At 41.2% G+C, this 15,883-nt stretch carries 13 protein-coding genes; 8 read left to right on the forward strand and 5 right to left on the reverse strand.

Going from position 1 to position 15,883, the window contains the following annotated elements:
- Positions 1–92: 92 nt before the first annotated feature.
- Both G602_RS31070 and G602_RS27030 read right to left on the reverse strand, forming a co-directional pair.
- The gene (locus tag G602_RS31070; protein ID WP_170832732.1) at positions 93–257 is read right to left on the reverse strand and encodes a hypothetical protein; all 165 of its coding nucleotides are present in this window, start codon (positions 255–257) and stop codon (positions 93–95) included.
- 25 nt (positions 258–282) lie between these two features.
- The gene (locus G602_RS27030) at positions 283–1,500 is read right to left on the reverse strand and encodes an IS91 family transposase (RefSeq protein WP_044931794.1); all 1,218 of its coding nucleotides are present in this window, start codon (positions 1,498–1,500) and stop codon (positions 283–285) included.
- 193 nt (positions 1,501–1,693) lie between these two features.
- Here G602_RS27030 and G602_RS0115930 point away from each other — a divergent pair, with 193 nt between their 5' ends.
- The 7 genes from G602_RS0115930 (at position 1,694) to G602_RS0115960 (ending at position 10,796) form a co-directional block, all read left to right on the forward strand.
- Positions 1,694–2,764 carry a hypothetical protein gene (locus G602_RS0115930; RefSeq protein ID WP_026659877.1) on the forward strand — a complete coding sequence of 357 codons (1,071 nt, stop codon included), beginning with the start codon at positions 1,694–1,696 and terminating at the stop codon, positions 2,762–2,764.
- Positions 2,765–3,322: 558 nt separating this feature from the next.
- Positions 3,323–5,227 (forward strand): GGDEF domain-containing protein, encoded by a 1,905-nt coding sequence (locus G602_RS0115935; RefSeq protein ID WP_026659878.1) that lies wholly within the window; start codon positions 3,323–3,325, stop codon positions 5,225–5,227.
- Between the two features lie 821 nt (positions 5,228–6,048).
- Entirely contained in the window at positions 6,049–6,591 is a 543-nt protein-coding gene (locus G602_RS27035; protein ID WP_044932440.1) for an NUDIX domain-containing protein, read from the forward strand.
- A gap of 183 nt (positions 6,592–6,774) precedes the next feature.
- Positions 6,775–7,518, forward strand: a complete 744-nt coding sequence (locus G602_RS27040) for an alpha/beta hydrolase (protein ID WP_044932443.1) — start codon at positions 6,775–6,777, stop codon at positions 7,516–7,518.
- 171 nt (positions 7,519–7,689) lie between these two features.
- The gene (locus G602_RS27045; RefSeq protein WP_049945276.1) at positions 7,690–8,844 is read left to right on the forward strand and encodes an ABC transporter substrate-binding protein; all 1,155 of its coding nucleotides are present in this window, start codon (positions 7,690–7,692) and stop codon (positions 8,842–8,844) included.
- Positions 8,845–8,939: 95 nt separating this feature from the next.
- Positions 8,940–9,971, forward strand: coding sequence for a FecCD family ABC transporter permease (locus tag G602_RS0115955; protein ID WP_026659879.1), 1,032 nt, complete (start codon positions 8,940–8,942; stop codon positions 9,969–9,971).
- The gene (locus tag G602_RS0115960; RefSeq protein WP_026659880.1) at positions 9,972–10,796 is read left to right on the forward strand and encodes an ABC transporter ATP-binding protein; all 825 of its coding nucleotides are present in this window, start codon (positions 9,972–9,974) and stop codon (positions 10,794–10,796) included.
- A gap of 188 nt (positions 10,797–10,984) precedes the next feature.
- Here the strand turns inward: G602_RS0115960 and G602_RS0115965 are convergent, their stop codons facing one another.
- Positions 10,985–11,650 carry a hypothetical protein gene (locus tag G602_RS0115965; protein WP_026659881.1) on the reverse strand — a complete coding sequence of 222 codons (666 nt, stop codon included), beginning with the start codon at positions 11,648–11,650 and terminating at the stop codon, positions 10,985–10,987.
- A 176-nt stretch (positions 11,651–11,826) separates the two neighbouring features.
- Between G602_RS0115965 and G602_RS0115970 the strand changes: the two genes are divergently transcribed.
- Complete coding sequence (locus G602_RS0115970; RefSeq protein ID WP_026659882.1) at positions 11,827–12,399, forward strand: thymidine kinase; 573 nt, start codon at positions 11,827–11,829, stop codon at positions 12,397–12,399.
- A 104-nt stretch (positions 12,400–12,503) separates the two neighbouring features.
- Here the strand turns inward: G602_RS0115970 and G602_RS29170 are convergent, their stop codons facing one another.
- Both G602_RS29170 and G602_RS31075 read right to left on the reverse strand, forming a co-directional pair.
- On the reverse strand, positions 12,504–15,371 hold the full coding sequence (locus G602_RS29170) for a transglutaminase-like domain-containing protein (protein ID WP_049945277.1): 2,868 nt from the start codon (positions 15,369–15,371) through the stop codon (positions 12,504–12,506).
- Positions 15,372–15,701: 330 nt separating this feature from the next.
- Positions 15,702–15,883 (reverse strand): transposase (locus G602_RS31075; RefSeq protein ID WP_026491028.1); only part of this gene is annotated, 182 nt, incomplete at its 5' end.

The raw sequence follows: 15,883 nt of genomic DNA on the forward strand, positions 1-15,883 counted from the left end.
TTTAATAGGAAATTTCGCCTTGGCGGCGAACCCTTGAATTAAAAGGCCCGGCAAGACCGGGCCACGCAAAGCGGAGGTATGTTGGTTTTGAATTACCAATCTACCTCATCAAAGAATTCATCATCTTCATGCATAAAGTAATCCATGTCGAGAAGGTCTTCATCATCCATCTCGCGGATTTCATTCGCCGACATGCCTTCCGGCGGGTTTTGGATGTATTTCTCTCTAAGCTTTGCTATTAGTTCTTTACTGGCCATGGCTGTTCCTCCTAGCATGATTTTATCATGCGCAGGAATACGAGGGAACACTACTGATTTTTGAGGATGGAGCTCTGCTTTTGGGACGGCATTTTCCCATTGCCTTTTCATATAAGTCTTCGAGAGAAACACGTTTGTGGTTAAAGCGCAATTCGAGAAATTTCATTGTGCTGCTGCACTTTGGACAACTCAATGGGTCATATCCGAATGCTGTCAGGATGCCTGAACGCCATTGAAGGAATGATTTAAAGAATGGTTTTTTGGAAGGGTGAATCAGCCGGTAAAGTTTTTTGTCTGATTCTCTATGGCGACCATATACACCATAGTAACGTATCATCTTAAAGTCTTTTTCAGGTATGTGCTGGATAAGACGCTTGATGAATTCCATTGAAGGTATGGTCTCAGTGACAAGGAGTTCGTCTTCATGCCTGTTGTAGTGGAAAGTAACAGTATCATGCTCTTTATCATAGGAGTCAATTCTTGAGAGACCGATTACAGGACGACCAAGGTAGCGACCTATATATTTTGATACTGTGCGTTTGTCAGCGAGAGTGGGTTTACCATAGACATAGAAGCCTTCTTTCTGATTTTTGTAGGAGAGAGCTTTTTCTTTTTTAAACAATGCTTTCTTATTGGGATCAGTAATACGATCTTCCATTAGATTCAGAAGAGCAGTCTGAAAAGCATGGCGCATATAGGGGTAACTGAAGAACTTTACTTTGCGCCAGAAGCCGGTGTCTCCAACACCACCTTCAGATATGAGGCAGTGGATATGAGGATTCCATTCCAAAGGACGACCAAATGTGTGAAGAACAAGGATGTAACCAGGTGTAAAGTTCTGACTCTTGTTGATTTTGTAGAACATCCGGTTAATAACACTGCTGGTAGCTTCAAAAAGACAGTTAAGAAGGTCGCGATCTTCGAGAAAGTAATGGCGTAATTCTTTTGATATGGTGAATACGCAGTGACGGTGCTGACAGTTTATGAGCTTAAATGACATAGCCTGAGCACGTTTTTGTGAATACATGGCACCACATGTAGGGCAGAATCTTGAATGACAACGAAAGGGAACAAATTTGAGAGTACCACAATCAGGGCAGCCGTACATAGCGCCGCCATAAGCAGGATCCCCGCAATTGATCATCTTATCGATGTTTTCCATTTCGGTCTTGCGGGGATGAAGAGTATATTGAATTTCTTCATAATGATCGCGGAACAGATCTTGTAGAGTATTTCGTTTCATAAAATCATTATGAATGAGTTGAGGCAAAAAACAACCCCACCCCTCATGATTGAGGGGCAGGGGAGTTGAGGTGCCGTAGGCACTTTTTTACGTCAGTCACCCAGTCACGTCCCCGTGACTTGTTTATACTTTTTTAATTCTGTTTTACTCTTACGTAATACTTTGCTATAGGTCTTTTTCATATAATATTTGTATGAAAAGATTTATAGTTGTACTACTCATTATTTCATATATTGTTCAGGGAATGTTATCCGATTATGTTCTAAAGGCGAAGGCTGAAGGCAGTGGGATTCTGGCCTATTATAATGATGCCGGTGAGATTGTTTATGATCTCAGCGCTTGTGAGGGCCTTGAAAAGGATTTTGCCTTAACTCTTTACCTGGTACTTGATGATGCATGGGTCAGATATTTGGAGAATCCATCCCTGTATTTCAGGGTTATTGTACCTGAGGGAACATATTATGTCAGGGAAGGCACCAAATCCATCAGACTTGGTAGTAATGTCACTCTCGAGATGAATGGGGCGACCATCATTTGCGAAGAGGATGACGTGATTTTCCAGACAAAGAAGAGACCCAGTAATAAAGATGGTGTTTATGTGCCGGACGGAGTCGGCGGATATGATGATTACCAGAACATAAAAATTATAGGAGGAACCATCGATTTTAATAATAATCTAAAGGTTCCTGTCAGATTCGCGCATGTTTCGGGTCTTACATTGGAGAACCTTACCATAAAAAACTGTGCTGCTTCTCACATGGTAGAAATTGCAGCCTGCAGAGATGTTTATGTTACAGGATGCACATTTATGGATTGTTATCATGACAATGCATATGAAGATCTGCCGCTGGAAGCTTTTCAGATAGATGCTGCCAATGAAGAAACCATGCCCTACACCAAGGATCCTGTCTACGATGACTGCCCCTGTGACAATGTGGAGGTGGCATATTGTACTTTCAAAAATCTGTACAGAGGCTTTGGGAGTCATACAGTCATTCCGGATGTATATCAGAACAATATCAGAGTACACGATTGTACTTTTATCGATATAGAGAATGTAGCAATAATGTGCACAATGTGGACGAATTCAAGTATCTACAATAATGAGTTTATAAACGTGGCGAGGGAAACGGATGACACGGCTTATGAGTGGTATACTCACGAACCATCCTACATGCAGGACCACGAGGACGATGAGGATGACGAGGATGTCGAGGATGATGAGGACGATGAGGAGGACGATGAGGAGGACGACGACTGGTAAGTCAAAAGAACCGTCCCAGCGACTTGCCCAGTATCTGAATCACACAAAAAAGAGAGCAGTGGGTTGCTCTCTTTTTTGTGCTCCTGCTTGAGTGAAACTCGCGTCACTCTTGCGATGGATAAATTTTTTGTACTTGTAGAGGTGTGTCGCCCGCTTCAAGTACATTAGATAAGTAGCCGGGCAGTTTGCTATGGTAAAGCACACGCTACCTTTGCAAAGAGCCTTCCATCTTTACTTAGTCTATCTCCCCCTCATAAGATTTCGCTAAATAAATTATGTATCACCCTTATCTGTTTCTCATTATATTAGGGGCTGTCCAACAGATGTCCAACAAGTATTCTATATTTTCGAATAAGTTTTATTTTTATTTCTTTTTTAGAAAATATTTAAACTCTCATAATTTAAGAAACGGTTAAAAAAGGTACAATTAATAGAGTGCAATTAAATGTAAGAATAGATAATTTTTACCCACAAGTAGTTACAAGTATATGAAATGCAATTGAATAAGTAAAAATGCAGGTTGAGATGGGCATTATGCATTAAAAATGGAACAGACATATGGGAAATTCTAAGAAGCTCATAGCTTTCATGGGCGGAATGCTCGATGAGGAAAAGAACAGCAATTTCATACATGAGGTGGAAAAGGAATGCCTGAAGCAGGGGTATCTTATGCTTGCTTTTGGTTTTTCCGAGACCACAAATTTAAAGCAGGACAGGAATAACTGTGACTTAAAGCTCATAGAGATTGCAGGTGGGCTGCAGCTTGATGCTATTATTATGCAGCTTGAATTTATAAAGAACCAGTACCTTATTGAGGCTATCAAGGATCTTGCAAAGAAAAAGCATGTGCCTCTAATTGTAATGGAGCGTAAAATCCCGCAAAGCATCAGCATATCCATGCGGTATAGGGATGGCTTTGCAGAGACTGTAAGGCATGTGATAGATGTTCATGGCTGCCGGAAAATTAACATGATTGCAGGACCTGTGGGTGACAAATTTTCCGATGAACGTATAGATGCATATAAGGATGTGCTCACTGAAAAAGGGATTCCGATTGAGGAATGCCGTATAGGCTACGGCGATTTCTGGGACAGGCCTGCCAGAGCTGCGCTGAGGAAATTTATTGAGGACGACGTAATTCCGGAAGCTATAGTCTGCGCGAATGATGCAATGGCTATTGCTGTCTGCGATGAGCTTATTCATCTTGGATACAAGGTGCCGGAAGATATCATAGTGACCGGCTTTGATGGCATAAAGAGTGCCCTGTTCAATGTGCCTTCCATATCTACTGTTGAGCCAAACTATGCTGATGAAGCTGCACAGGTTATCAGGCTTATCAAAGAGTATGAGAATAACCCTGATGCTGAGGCAAGCTATGATGTTGATTTTGTGCTGAAGAGAAGAAGCTCCTGCGGCTGTTTTAAATCCGAAGACGTTCTGTCCCCGGAAGAAATAACAGTTCTTTCATCAAGCTATGCGGATGTTAACTGGGCTGTAAGAAGCATAAATATGCTTGTCTCCAAGGCAGAGATGCTTGATTCCGTGGTGGATCTTGCTAATACCGTAGTTGATACACTCTGGCTTCAGGAGTCTGATTTTCAATTTGTAGGAATTTTCTCAGACATACTCCGTCCTGAGATGGGAGATATGCCACCTGCGGAGTTCACAACTCTTTTCCGCTGTGAGGATGGTAAGCGCACAGGTATTGGCCTCTCTTATGAGGAGAAGGACTTTATTCCAGGCTTTGAAAAGCTTGTAGAAAACAACGACATAAGTATTTTTCTTGTAAGACTTCTTTACACAGGTAACAGGACCTTCGGATATGTTGTTGAGGGAACGCATAATACTTCTAACAGGGATATCAGAAGATGCGAGGAATTCAGTATGTTTCTGTCGACTGCAATAAATGCAGTGCTGACAAACAGAGATCTTGCAGATATGCACCGTGAGATGGAGCGTATCTCGGTACTTGATTACCTTACGGGGATTCCCAACAGAAGAGGCTTCTATAATGACCTGAAGAACATTATTGAAGCAGCTTCAAATAAGGGAAAGTATCTCACAGCATTTTCAATTGATATGGACAACCTGAAACACATCAATGACTTTTTCGGGCATGCACAGGGCGATTTTGCAATACAGTGTATGGCTGAAGCAATCCACCATTTCTCATCCAGGAATGGTGTATGTGCCAGATATGGCGGAGACGAATTTGCCTGCGCCCTCCTGACTGATGTCCCCATCGAATTATCGGCAGATACCGTGCGCAGCAGACTTGATAATGTTCTTCTGTCAAGAGAAGATGTTGTCTCAAAGATGTATAAGATAACTGCCAGTGTCGGAAGTGCTCATGCGATTATCAATGAAGGCCTCGATATCGACAAGCTCCTTAGTGATGCGGACGAAGAGATGTATAAGGATAAGAAGGAGAGAAAGCAACGGGGGATAGATGAGAGAAATTGATTTGCTTGGGTATTTTGCTTGAGGTTATACGTCAATCATCTGTGAGAGAATATAATTGACTTAACTTGTTTTGGGGCGTTACGTCAGGTGGCAATATAATTATAAAAATAGACTGACTGTAAAATTTTAGCCTTCAGTCAAGCTAGTGAAAAATGGTTAATCTGACTGAATTGAAAAAAATATATTAAAAGCTTGTTATACCGGTTGAGGCAAAATCACGGATTTAGACTGAAAGAGGTTTCCTCTGCGGGAAAAGAGTATATATCTGGATTCAGTCAATTCGCGAACAATTCTTATTGTTGACTGAACGGTTAAAAAAACTGTTAAGTCAATATCTTAAAATTCGTACCCTTTGACTGAGGGGGCAAAATCCGGTTACACCAATATCTACAATATGTCTAATTCTGACTGAAAAAACCAATCTTTCATCCAGACTGCGGATACTAGTACTTACGGGTGAATGAAAAACGGAGTTAATTCATCCGGCACAATTAGAATTTAAATAACGGATGAATATATATACTTTTGACACTATGAATATAGAATTGAGTTCATGCGGTTTATGGAAAACAATAATGTAGGGTGAATCATGGCAGCATAGCATTCATCCTATATTTTTTTATGAAGAAATAAGGATGAAAACCTCTTGAATTTAGTTCATCCATTATCACAAATTATACGATTATAGTTGAAAAGTATGCTACAAGAAGTTCTGTGCCAAATAGACAAGAATCACCCAAAAGAACCGCAATTATTCGATTGTGGAAAGCTTCCCTATTATGTAAGATGATAATAATGGTAAAAAACACAAGGAGGAGTACATGGGACAGGCACAAGAACTTAGGGATAAAAACGGCCTCACAGAGGCTGAATATTTAAAGGATTACAATCCGGATAAGTGGAAGAAGCCTTCGCTTACCTCTGACATCTGCATAATAGCAAGAGGAAATGGCGAAGATAAGGTGCTTCTTATAAGGAGGGGAAACCATCCCTGTATTGGAAAATGGGCACTTCCGGGTGGCTTTTCAGAGGCGGGAGAGAGAATTGAAGAAACTGCTTCAAGAGAGCTGGAGGAAGAGACAGGCATAAAGATGGATTCGAAGGAGCTGACACTTGTTGGTGTATACAGCAAGCCCGGAAGAGACCCCAGGGACTGGACGGTTTCTGTGGCATTTCTTGCCTGCGTCAATGAAAATGAGGTTAAACCCATAGCAGGCGATGACGCTGAGGATGCAAAGTGGTTTTCCATTAAAAATGAAAACGGAAGCTATACACTTGCTAATGGTGAGCTCAAGCTGACACTTTCTGATCTTGCATTTGATCATGAAGATATATTTTCCGATGCTATGAAAAAGATAAAATAATTTCTGAAGAGTAGAAAAATAGCTGAGTAGAAAAATAGCTGAGTTGAAAAAATATATAAATTCGAAAAGTCTGAATAACTTCAGAAAAGGCTAAACGAAGCACTAAAAGCTATGTAAATTCATATAAAAACTAAATAATCCAAAAAAACATGACACATCAAGTCTATAAGGAGAATACCTAAAATGCACATTACAGATGATGGAATAAAACTTAATATAAAACTCGACATGCCAAAGGACAATCCTTCCAAATGTCCTATCTGCGTTATAATCCATGGCTTTACAGGTCACATGGAGGAGAGACATATCACAGCAGTTCAGGAAGCGATGAATGAGCTTGGACTTGCAACACTCAGAGTTGATATGTACGGACACGGGAGCAGCGAGGGTGAATTCAAAAACCACACACTTTACAAGTGGCTTTCTAACGGAATGGCAGTAATTGATTATGTAAAAACACTGGACTTCGTAACAGATATTTATCTCTGCGGACATTCACAGGGCGGCCTGACAGCGATGATGCTTGCCGGAATGGAGAAGGAAAAGATTAAGGCGCTTCTTCCTCTTTCACCTGCACTTGTCATCCTCGACGGAGCAAGAAAGGGTGATCTCTTAGGACAGCCCTTTGATCCTGAAAACATTCCGGATAAGCTTGTTTCATGGGACGGAAGAGAACTGAATGGCAATTATATCAAAGCAGCACAGACACTTCACGTAGAGGATGCAGTGAAGAAGTTTGATAAGCCTGTTCTCATTGTGCACGGAGATAAGGACGAAGCAGTTCCGGTAGAGTATTCAATTGATATAGCAAAGCAGTACAAAAACTGCAGACTTGAACTCATTCCCGGAGATACACATTGCTATGACAATGATCTTCCGAAGGTTATCGAAGTTGTGAAGGATTTCATGCAGGGCATGCTCAACTAATGATTGAATCATTCAAACTTCCCATTTTTGGTGCGTGAAGTTTGAGTATATCATGTAAACTTTTTATCGGAAAAATTTGACCGTTATTGCAATCTATGGTATGGTTTCGTGCGGGTAAAAAAATATTTACACAAAAACGAGAGCTAATATTTTCGGGAAAAAGGAGACATTATGAAAAAAAAACTTGTAGCAATTATGATGGGATGCATGCTTGCACTCACAGCAATGGGGTGTGGAGCAGGTAAGACTGCAGACACAGCTGAGAGTACTGAAGCAGTTTCAGAAGAAGCAACTGCAGATACTGATGCAGAAAACAGCGAAGTAGAATCTGAAGATGCTGCAGATACAGAAGCAGGCGACGCTGCTGATTCAGAAACAGAAGAGAGTGCTGAAAATGCAGAAGCACAATCTGATGACACAAAGACAGGCGATGCTTCAGACACAAGCGCTGTAACCACCGACAGAAGCGGTAACGCAATTACAGTTCCGGAGAACGTAGAGAGCATCATTTCCATGGCGCCCTCAACAACACGCATTCTTATAGATCTCGGCCTTGCAGATAAAATCGTTGCATGTGATACCTACTCTTATGCAGGCTATGGCTCAGAGCTTAAGGCAGATATTCCTCAGTTCGATATGATGGCACCTGATCAGGAGCAGATCATTGCACTTAAGGCGGACATCATTTTTACATCAGGAATGAGTGAAAGCCAGGGCGCTGATGTATTTGAATCAGTTCGTGAGACAGGCGCGTGCGTTGCAGATATTCCAAGCAGTGCTTCATTAAAAGATATTGAAGAAGATATAACCTTTATCGGACAGTGTGTTGGAGAAGCCGACGCAGCAAAGAGAATAGTGGACGACATGCAGGCGAAGATTGATGAATTTGCAGCGATAGGAAGCACCATCCCTGAGGAGGAAAAGAAGACCGTCCTCTTTGAGCTTTACACACCTTCTGCTGATAACCCGTATATCTATACTGCAGGAAATGGAACTTACATTAATGAAATGCTTGAGATAATAGGTGCAAAGAATGTAGCAGCCACAGAGACTGATCAGTGGCCGGCACTTTCAGAAGAAGCAGCGGTTGCATCTAATCCGGATGTTATTCTTACAGCAGATATGTATACACCTGATGTTATAAACACAATCCTCGGTATGTCAGGTTGGGAAAATGTTAATGCGGTTAAGAATTCGGAAGTATATCAGATTAACAGTGATGCGGTTAATCAGCCTAACCATCACGTAATCGATGCCATGATTGAGATGGCAACATCAATTTATCCGGATAAATATGAAAATGTTGCACTTGATGATGCAGCATAATTACAAGAGTTCTGCTATTATAAAAGAGTAGCAGAGCTCTTTTTTATTACAAGGAATATAATGCTTTCCTGTATATCATTTTGGGTGGGAAAACTATGACTCATAATTCTGAAAAAGTATCATTAAAAATCATCTCTGCGCTTCTTGCAGGCGTGTTAACCCTTATCATGGGTATTTGTCTCGGAAGTGTGAATATTCCTCTTTCCGATACATTATCAATACTGTTCTCGAAACTGTCAGGAAGCGCTGTAAAGGATAGCATTGATCCCTCCCTTATCTCAATATTGTGGGATATAAGAATACCAAGGGCGCTTTGTGCTTTTCTGATAGGAGGAGCCCTTGCTGCAAGCGGAGCGGTTATTCAGTCAATACTGCAGAACCCGTTGGCATCCTCCTACACTTTGGGCGTATCTTCCGGAGCGTGTCTTGGAGTAGCAATCATAATAATAACCGGCGTGGGAGGTTCTGCACTTGGTTATTTCCTTCTCCCGGCGGTTGGCTTTGGCTGCGGATTACTGACAGTTCTCATCGTCATACTTATCGCCACAAGGCTTGATTCAGGCTTTAAAAATCACACAATCATCCTGTTCGGAATGATCTTTTCATTATTTGTAAATGCCATAATGACTATGCTCAGCGCACTTAATAAAAGCCACATGCAGAGGCTTGTTCTGTGGCAGATGGGAAGCTTTTCGGGAAGACGCTTTGAGCATGTGGCGGTGATCTTTGTGTGCCTTGTTATTGGAATGACACTTATAATGCTTTTTCACAGAGAGCTTGATATCATTTCTTTTGGAGATGAGCAGGCAGCAGCTGTTGGTGTTGATAATAAAAAATCCAAAATCATACTTCTCATACTGGCGTCATTTCTTACCGGAGTTTCAGTGTGTTTTACAGGTGTTATAGGCTTTGTTGATCTGACGATACCGCATGTTGTAAGGAAAATGTATGGCTCTTCCCATAAAGTTGTAATACCGATGAGTCTTGTCCTTGGCGGAGCGTTTATGTCATTATCGGATCTTCTTGCACGAACTCTTATGGCACCTCAGAAGATACCGATAGGCGCAATTACGGCCTTTGTGGGAGCTCCGTTTTTCCTCTGGGTATATTTTAAGGGGAGGATCTGAATGGGAAAAAATATAATCGAATTAAAGAATGTATCCGCAGGATATGGGAAACATAAAAATGGAAAAAATGCAGAGGAACAATTGATAGTAAAGGATATTTCTCTGGATATTCAGGAGGGACACAGTGTGTGTCTTCTTGGACCAAACGGGTGCGGAAAGACAACGCTTCTTCGTGTGATTTCGGGCATGATTCCTGCACATGGAGAGATTCTTCTTGATGGGAAAAATCTGAAAGCTTTTAAACGCAAGGAGATGGCGTCATATATTTCATTTTTATCGCAGACGACGTCGGTGTACTTTTCATATAGTGTCTACGAGACGGTAATGCAGGGGCGCTATATTCACGGAAACTCGTTCTTCTCAGGAACCTCTGCTAGAGACAGGGAGATAGTGGAAGAGACTCTTGAAACGCTGGGACTTAAGGATATAGCAGACAAGCAGATAACAACCCTGTCGGGCGGACAGCTCCAAAGGGTCATGCTTGCCAGGTGCATAGCGCAGGAGAGCCCGGTACTGATTCTCGATGAGCCCATGAACCACCTTGATATGAAGGTGCAGTCAGAGCTTGTTGACTACCTCTTAAAATGGCGAAAAAGACCTGTGAAGATGAGTGGGAAAAGGGAGTATCAACCCACCATGATTGGAGTCTTTCATGACATAAATATCGCGTCCTACATAGCGGATGAGATGGCCCTCATATCAAAAGGACGCCTCATTTCCTTCGGGAAAAAGGAAGACGTCCTTACCAGAGCTCTCCTTGAAAAAGCTTATAACTTCGACGTCGTAAAATACTTACAGAAATTCAAAACGAATGTAGTGGGGTAGATTAAAGCTCTGGAAGTATGTATTCAGATTCAGGCGATTATGCGTAAGTAACGAGATTGGTAGTAGAATATGCCAAATAACAAGCCCCGGTATTATATGTTCAGATTCAATCGATTCTACGCGAAGCGTAACGAGATTGAAGATGAATATATAATACCGGGGCGTACTATTTAGTATATGATAAAGCTTTACCAGCGATATGCGGTTATGTAGGTTTCGAATCTGTCGGCACCTTCGGGAACATTGATATCCTCAACAACGGTTTCCCCTGCCTCAACATTGTAGTTGCTGTTTACAATGTAGGAATCCTCGAAGCCGACAAGCTCATCATTTTTATCAAAGAACAGAGTAGCAGCCTGGATGGAGCTGATCTCAGCATCACTGGTATTTGTTGCCTGAAGGATAAGGCTTCCGTTCTTGGAGATGGAAGCTTTCATTTCAACATCGCTATATGCCGGATGAATGTAATTGGAATCCTCATAGTGGATTTTGTAGCTGTAATCATCAGCATCATCGGAGTTAAGGAAGAGAGCATATAAAACAAAGCTCTGACCCGGGGATACATATGCACTGTAGGAAGATCCCGTTTCAAGAATACCACCTGAAGAATCATAGCTTACAGTATCCCATGAAACATCAAGTTCTGCTTCCGAGTTGTTCTTGCACAAAGCAATGAAATATCTGTAACCATAAGCGGAAACAAACTCGTAGGTGTTAGCAACTACAATAGCTTCCTGGGCAACTTCACCGCCTGCCTTTTCTACTTCACTTTCTGTTTCAGTTGCAGCAAGTGCTGTATTCCCCGCCAACATAAAAATCATAAATGCGGTAATCAATGATTTCATAATTTTCATAAGCAGTACCTCCTTGAAAATGAGAATCTCCTAATAATAATTATAAGGATGCATATGTACCGGTTATGTACAGTGTCTGTTTTTTTTATAAAAAATAAGTTAAAAATGTGCTAATATTAAGGGGTTGGTCACCGCGAGTGAATCAGCTACAGATTACAGGTTATGAGGAGAAGGAAATGGCACAACTTTATTTCAGATATGGTGCAATGGGTTCATCAAAAACAGCTAACGCACTTATGGTAAATTACAACTATCATGAGAGGGGTAAAAATTCGATTATTCTTAAGCCCCGCCTTGAGAACAGGGACGGAGCGACGATCATAAGATCCAGAATAGGACTTCAGGCCGAATGCATGCTTGTTGAAGATTTTTTTGACGAGTACCGCAGAAAGCATAAGATGATAGAACAATATGATGCAATAATAGTGGACGAGGCACAGTTCCTCACAGCAGAGCAGGTGGATCTTTTATCCGATATCGTGGATTTTGATAAAGTCCCTGTAATATGCTACGGACTAAGGACCGATTTTCAGGAAAAATTTTTCCCCGGATCAGCACGTCTTATGGAAATCGCTGACAAGATAGAAGAGGTCAAGACCGTGTGCTGGTGCGGAAGAAAAGCAACCTGCAATGCCAGAATCTGTGATGGAAAAATCGTACGCGATGGCGAGCAGGTATTCATGGGAGGAAATGAAAGCTATATCGCACTGTGCAGGAAGCACTTTAAAAAGGGAAAGCTGACGATCTAAATATGATCCTTACAGGATAAAAACAAGGAGCGCGGAATGTAATTGTTCCGCGCTCCTTTTGCAGTGGTGCGCCTTGCGGCGCACGCTGTCAATATTTCATTTTGTTATTTGGACAATACTGCTATGTTATATACGAAATAGCCTTCGTTTATATTGTAGCCTTCATTGTATAACTGCTGACATACTGATGTTACATCTTCCTCTGAGATACCCTGACCGCAGCGGACGTGAGCAACATTATCGCTGTTTAACTGCTCCTTCAACTTGTTGGCAAGGTCAGTTACGGATTCAACATAATCACCTTTTACGTGATAGTATTCATAAGAATCTGTAAACGCAGAAGCATCAAATAAAAATGCCTGTTTATCCGGTATAAGCAGCTCTGTTGCCATGCTGTCTGTTATATTGCAAAGACCGTTAGGAACAAGCTCACTGTCATTATTGGTTATATCAAGAATGCACCAGTTTCCGTCAATAGATACTCTGTTCCATTCATGTCCGCCTGCACCATACAGATCACCGGTTTCGATAATTACATTTAAACCTGCGCATCTGCCTGCAAGTGCCATGGCTTCTGAATAGCTTTCACATACGCCATAGTTGTTGCACAAAATACCATAAGGTGTATGAGCATCAATAAATGACTGTGTGAGTGAGTTCATATCAACTTCAGTAGACATTGAGCTTTCGTCATATGATGCATTTGCACAGAAATAATCATTTAATGCAACGATGCTGTCATATTCACCTAATCCATATGCTACTGTATTAGCTACTTCCATAGCCTTCTTTAATTCCTCTACAGACTTACTAAGTCTGTCATTTGTGTCGTCAGCATATTCGATAAGGAATGTCTCATAATCATAAGAATACTTAATGTCTGAAATAACACCACTTGTAGGGTTCTGTCTGTACATAGACAAAATTTTGGATGCTGTACCTTCTACATCTGCTCCTTCAGGGAACTCACTGTAAGGAACCGGAATATATTCACTTCTGGCAATGAGGCAATATGCTATCCACTCTTCAAGAGGTGACTGTGCAAATAATACCTGATCTATTGAAACGCCACTCTGATCCTGCAACATGGTCAAATTGGTATTTACAGCATAGGCAACTTCGTTCATAAGCTCATTTGTAGAGTTTGTAGTTACCTGGCTGGGAGTAGCAGGTTCTTCAGGAGTAGAAGGTTCAACCTGATTAGTAGGCTCCTCGGGAGTAGTAGGTTCAACCTGATTAGTAGGCTCCTCGGGAGTGGTAGGCTCAACCTGATTAGTAGGCTCCTCGGGAGTAGTAGGTTCAACCTGATTAGTAGGTTCCTCGGGAGTAGTAGGTTCAACCTGATCAGTAGGCTCCTCGGGAGTAGTGGGTTCAACCTGATTTGTGGGTTCTTCCGGAGAAACAAACTCGCCGGGTTCCTGAGGTTCTTCAGGATCAGTAGGCTCTACCTGATTTGTAGGCTCCTCAGGAGTAGTAGGCTCGCTAGGAGTAGTGGGATCTACACCTGTGTTTTCTTCTATCTTCTGTGTGGTACTGGTTTCTTCTTCCTGACCGGGTACGTTAGGAACATTTACATTTGTTTCTACGTTCTCGCCGGGCATTTTTGAAGTGATTTTATCCTGTCTTTCACCAACCTGATCGCAGGTTGCCTTGAAATCGTCATAAGACATGCCATGTACAGTAATTCTGAATGGAGATAAATCCGTGCGATAAACTGTAGGATATAAGTAGAAAGTTGTTGAACTTTCATCCTCGAATTTTGCAGTGCAACCGTGATAGTTGATTACCATCTGCATAGTTTTGTCATTTACTGTAGTCATATTAACGTAAGCAGGTATATCGGTTACAGTATTAATTGTAATCTCCATATTATTATCAGCTACCTGATAAGGTAATAAATCAGCAAGCTCATTTGAATCAACGATATTACTGATACCTGATGTCTGTCCGTTCTTTACTGCCACTACTGCAAACTTAGAATTCTTGTGATTATGCAGATCGGCATTCATTGTTATCTTCTCGGAAGTAGTAGTATCATAACCGTTTTCCTGCAGCTCTTTGTTTACAATCTCACTCCACATATTTGAATGAAGCTGTCCCATAAAATTATCAGAAGAGGTTTTTGTATCTGTTGTTTTACTTACCAGATGAAAAGCGTCGTCGTTAATCTGATAAACCAGATAAGCAGACGCTCCGTTTACAGGAGTCCACTCAAGATAATAATTATTGTTGGAATCGATTTTCTGCTTCACGGTTGTTGACTCTATGTCATGATGAATACTGAAAGGAGTTATGATTGGCTTTGCGAGTTTTTCACCTGTCTGAAGATCGTATTTCTGTACTAAATACAACTTATTCAGACCACCCCATGTTCCGTCACTCTCTGTTTTCCATGCACCGTAAGTATCTGTATCAGCAGTAAGAGTGCTTTCCGGTATATCATAGAAATTATCTACAGTAGCAGGTTCTACTATGAATTTTCCGTTTTCAAGATAGCATGAAGCGCAGTTACGAATATACTTGTCAGGATTCTCAAAATCGATTGTAGTATATACACCAAAAACATTATCGTGTACTGAACTGAAGGCATCTGCATTACAATCAAAAGTGAATACATAATCATTTGCCAGATTATAGATAGGCTCATTAAATTCATTTGGACTGTCTACTGCAGCAGATGCATACTTGTTTTTGATGTTTGCAAGTACATTTATTGTACCGCTTCCGCCGGCACTGTCACTGGCGATTCCGTTACCACTGGCATTTCCGTTATTTCCATCGCTTTCGGTGCTTTCAGCGTTTTCGCTCGGATTGGTCGACTCTATCAAATTAGAAACGACGGTATTGGGCTGCGCTGATTTAACGTCACCGTTTGTCTGTGTCAGTGTGTCTCCCCCATTTTGATTTCCGCATCCGGTTACCAGGCTTATACCCAGTAGGAATGCTAAAACTGATGTTGCTTGTTTTTTCATAAACCCTCCTAAATTGCATTAAGGTGTAACTGATATTCAATACTTTCCCCTGTATTGCTCTTTGTTACATCAGTCACTTTATAACCGACTTCACCTATTATACAGTCAGGAGCCTGAAAATGTTGCATAATAATATAAAAATTTTTTTGATAATAAAATAGGGGGCTGTCGCATTAGATGATTAAATCATCTGGGCGATGGCCCTTTTTCAGGCCTAAAAATCGGTACTTATATCTGCTTTCTGCTCATATCTCATATTTTTAGAGTAACTTAATAGTCCGAAGATATCTTCGGATCAGATACAGGAGTTTGATTTTTAAGGATCAAAAATTATGCCGTTTTCTTTAGCTCAAAAAGATGAGTTCCTGTTCGGCCGGCCATGATCTTGTGATGCAGTTTATTGATATCGAATCCGATTGCAAGCAACACGCTTTGTGCAAGAACATTCTTCGTCCCCTTATACAAATATCTTCTGAAGTTCATGTCTTCTTTTACATTTGCAAATGAACCCT

The organism is Butyrivibrio sp. AC2005 (assembly GCF_000424145.1).
In the GTDB taxonomy this organism is placed as follows: Bacteria; Bacillota; Clostridia; order Lachnospirales; family Lachnospiraceae; genus Butyrivibrio.

Bases quoted from the DNA above. Each gene is read 5' to 3' on its own strand.
- G602_RS31070 (WP_170832732.1), bottom strand. From the start codon at position 257: ATGGCCAGTAAAGAACTAATAGCAAAGCTTAGAGAGAAATACATCCAA.
- G602_RS27030 (WP_044931794.1), bottom strand. From the start codon at position 1,500: ATGAAACGAAATACTCTACAAGATCTGTTCCGCGATCATTATGAAGAA.
- G602_RS0115930 (WP_026659877.1), top strand. From the start codon at position 1,694: ATGAAAAGATTTATAGTTGTACTACTCATTATTTCATATATTGTTCAG.
- G602_RS0115935 (WP_026659878.1), top strand. From the start codon at position 3,323: ATGGGAAATTCTAAGAAGCTCATAGCTTTCATGGGCGGAATGCTCGAT.
- G602_RS27035 (WP_044932440.1), top strand. From the start codon at position 6,049: ATGGGACAGGCACAAGAACTTAGGGATAAAAACGGCCTCACAGAGGCT.
- G602_RS27040 (WP_044932443.1), top strand. From the start codon at position 6,775: ATGCACATTACAGATGATGGAATAAAACTTAATATAAAACTCGACATG.
- G602_RS27045 (WP_049945276.1), top strand. From the start codon at position 7,690: ATGAAAAAAAAACTTGTAGCAATTATGATGGGATGCATGCTTGCACTC.
- G602_RS0115955 (WP_026659879.1), top strand. From the start codon at position 8,940: ATGACTCATAATTCTGAAAAAGTATCATTAAAAATCATCTCTGCGCTT.
- G602_RS0115960 (WP_026659880.1), top strand. From the start codon at position 9,972: ATGGGAAAAAATATAATCGAATTAAAGAATGTATCCGCAGGATATGGG.
- G602_RS0115965 (WP_026659881.1), bottom strand. From the start codon at position 11,650: ATGAAAATTATGAAATCATTGATTACCGCATTTATGATTTTTATGTTG.
- G602_RS0115970 (WP_026659882.1), top strand. From the start codon at position 11,827: ATGGCACAACTTTATTTCAGATATGGTGCAATGGGTTCATCAAAAACA.
- G602_RS29170 (WP_049945277.1), bottom strand. From the start codon at position 15,371: ATGAAAAAACAAGCAACATCAGTTTTAGCATTCCTACTGGGTATAAGC.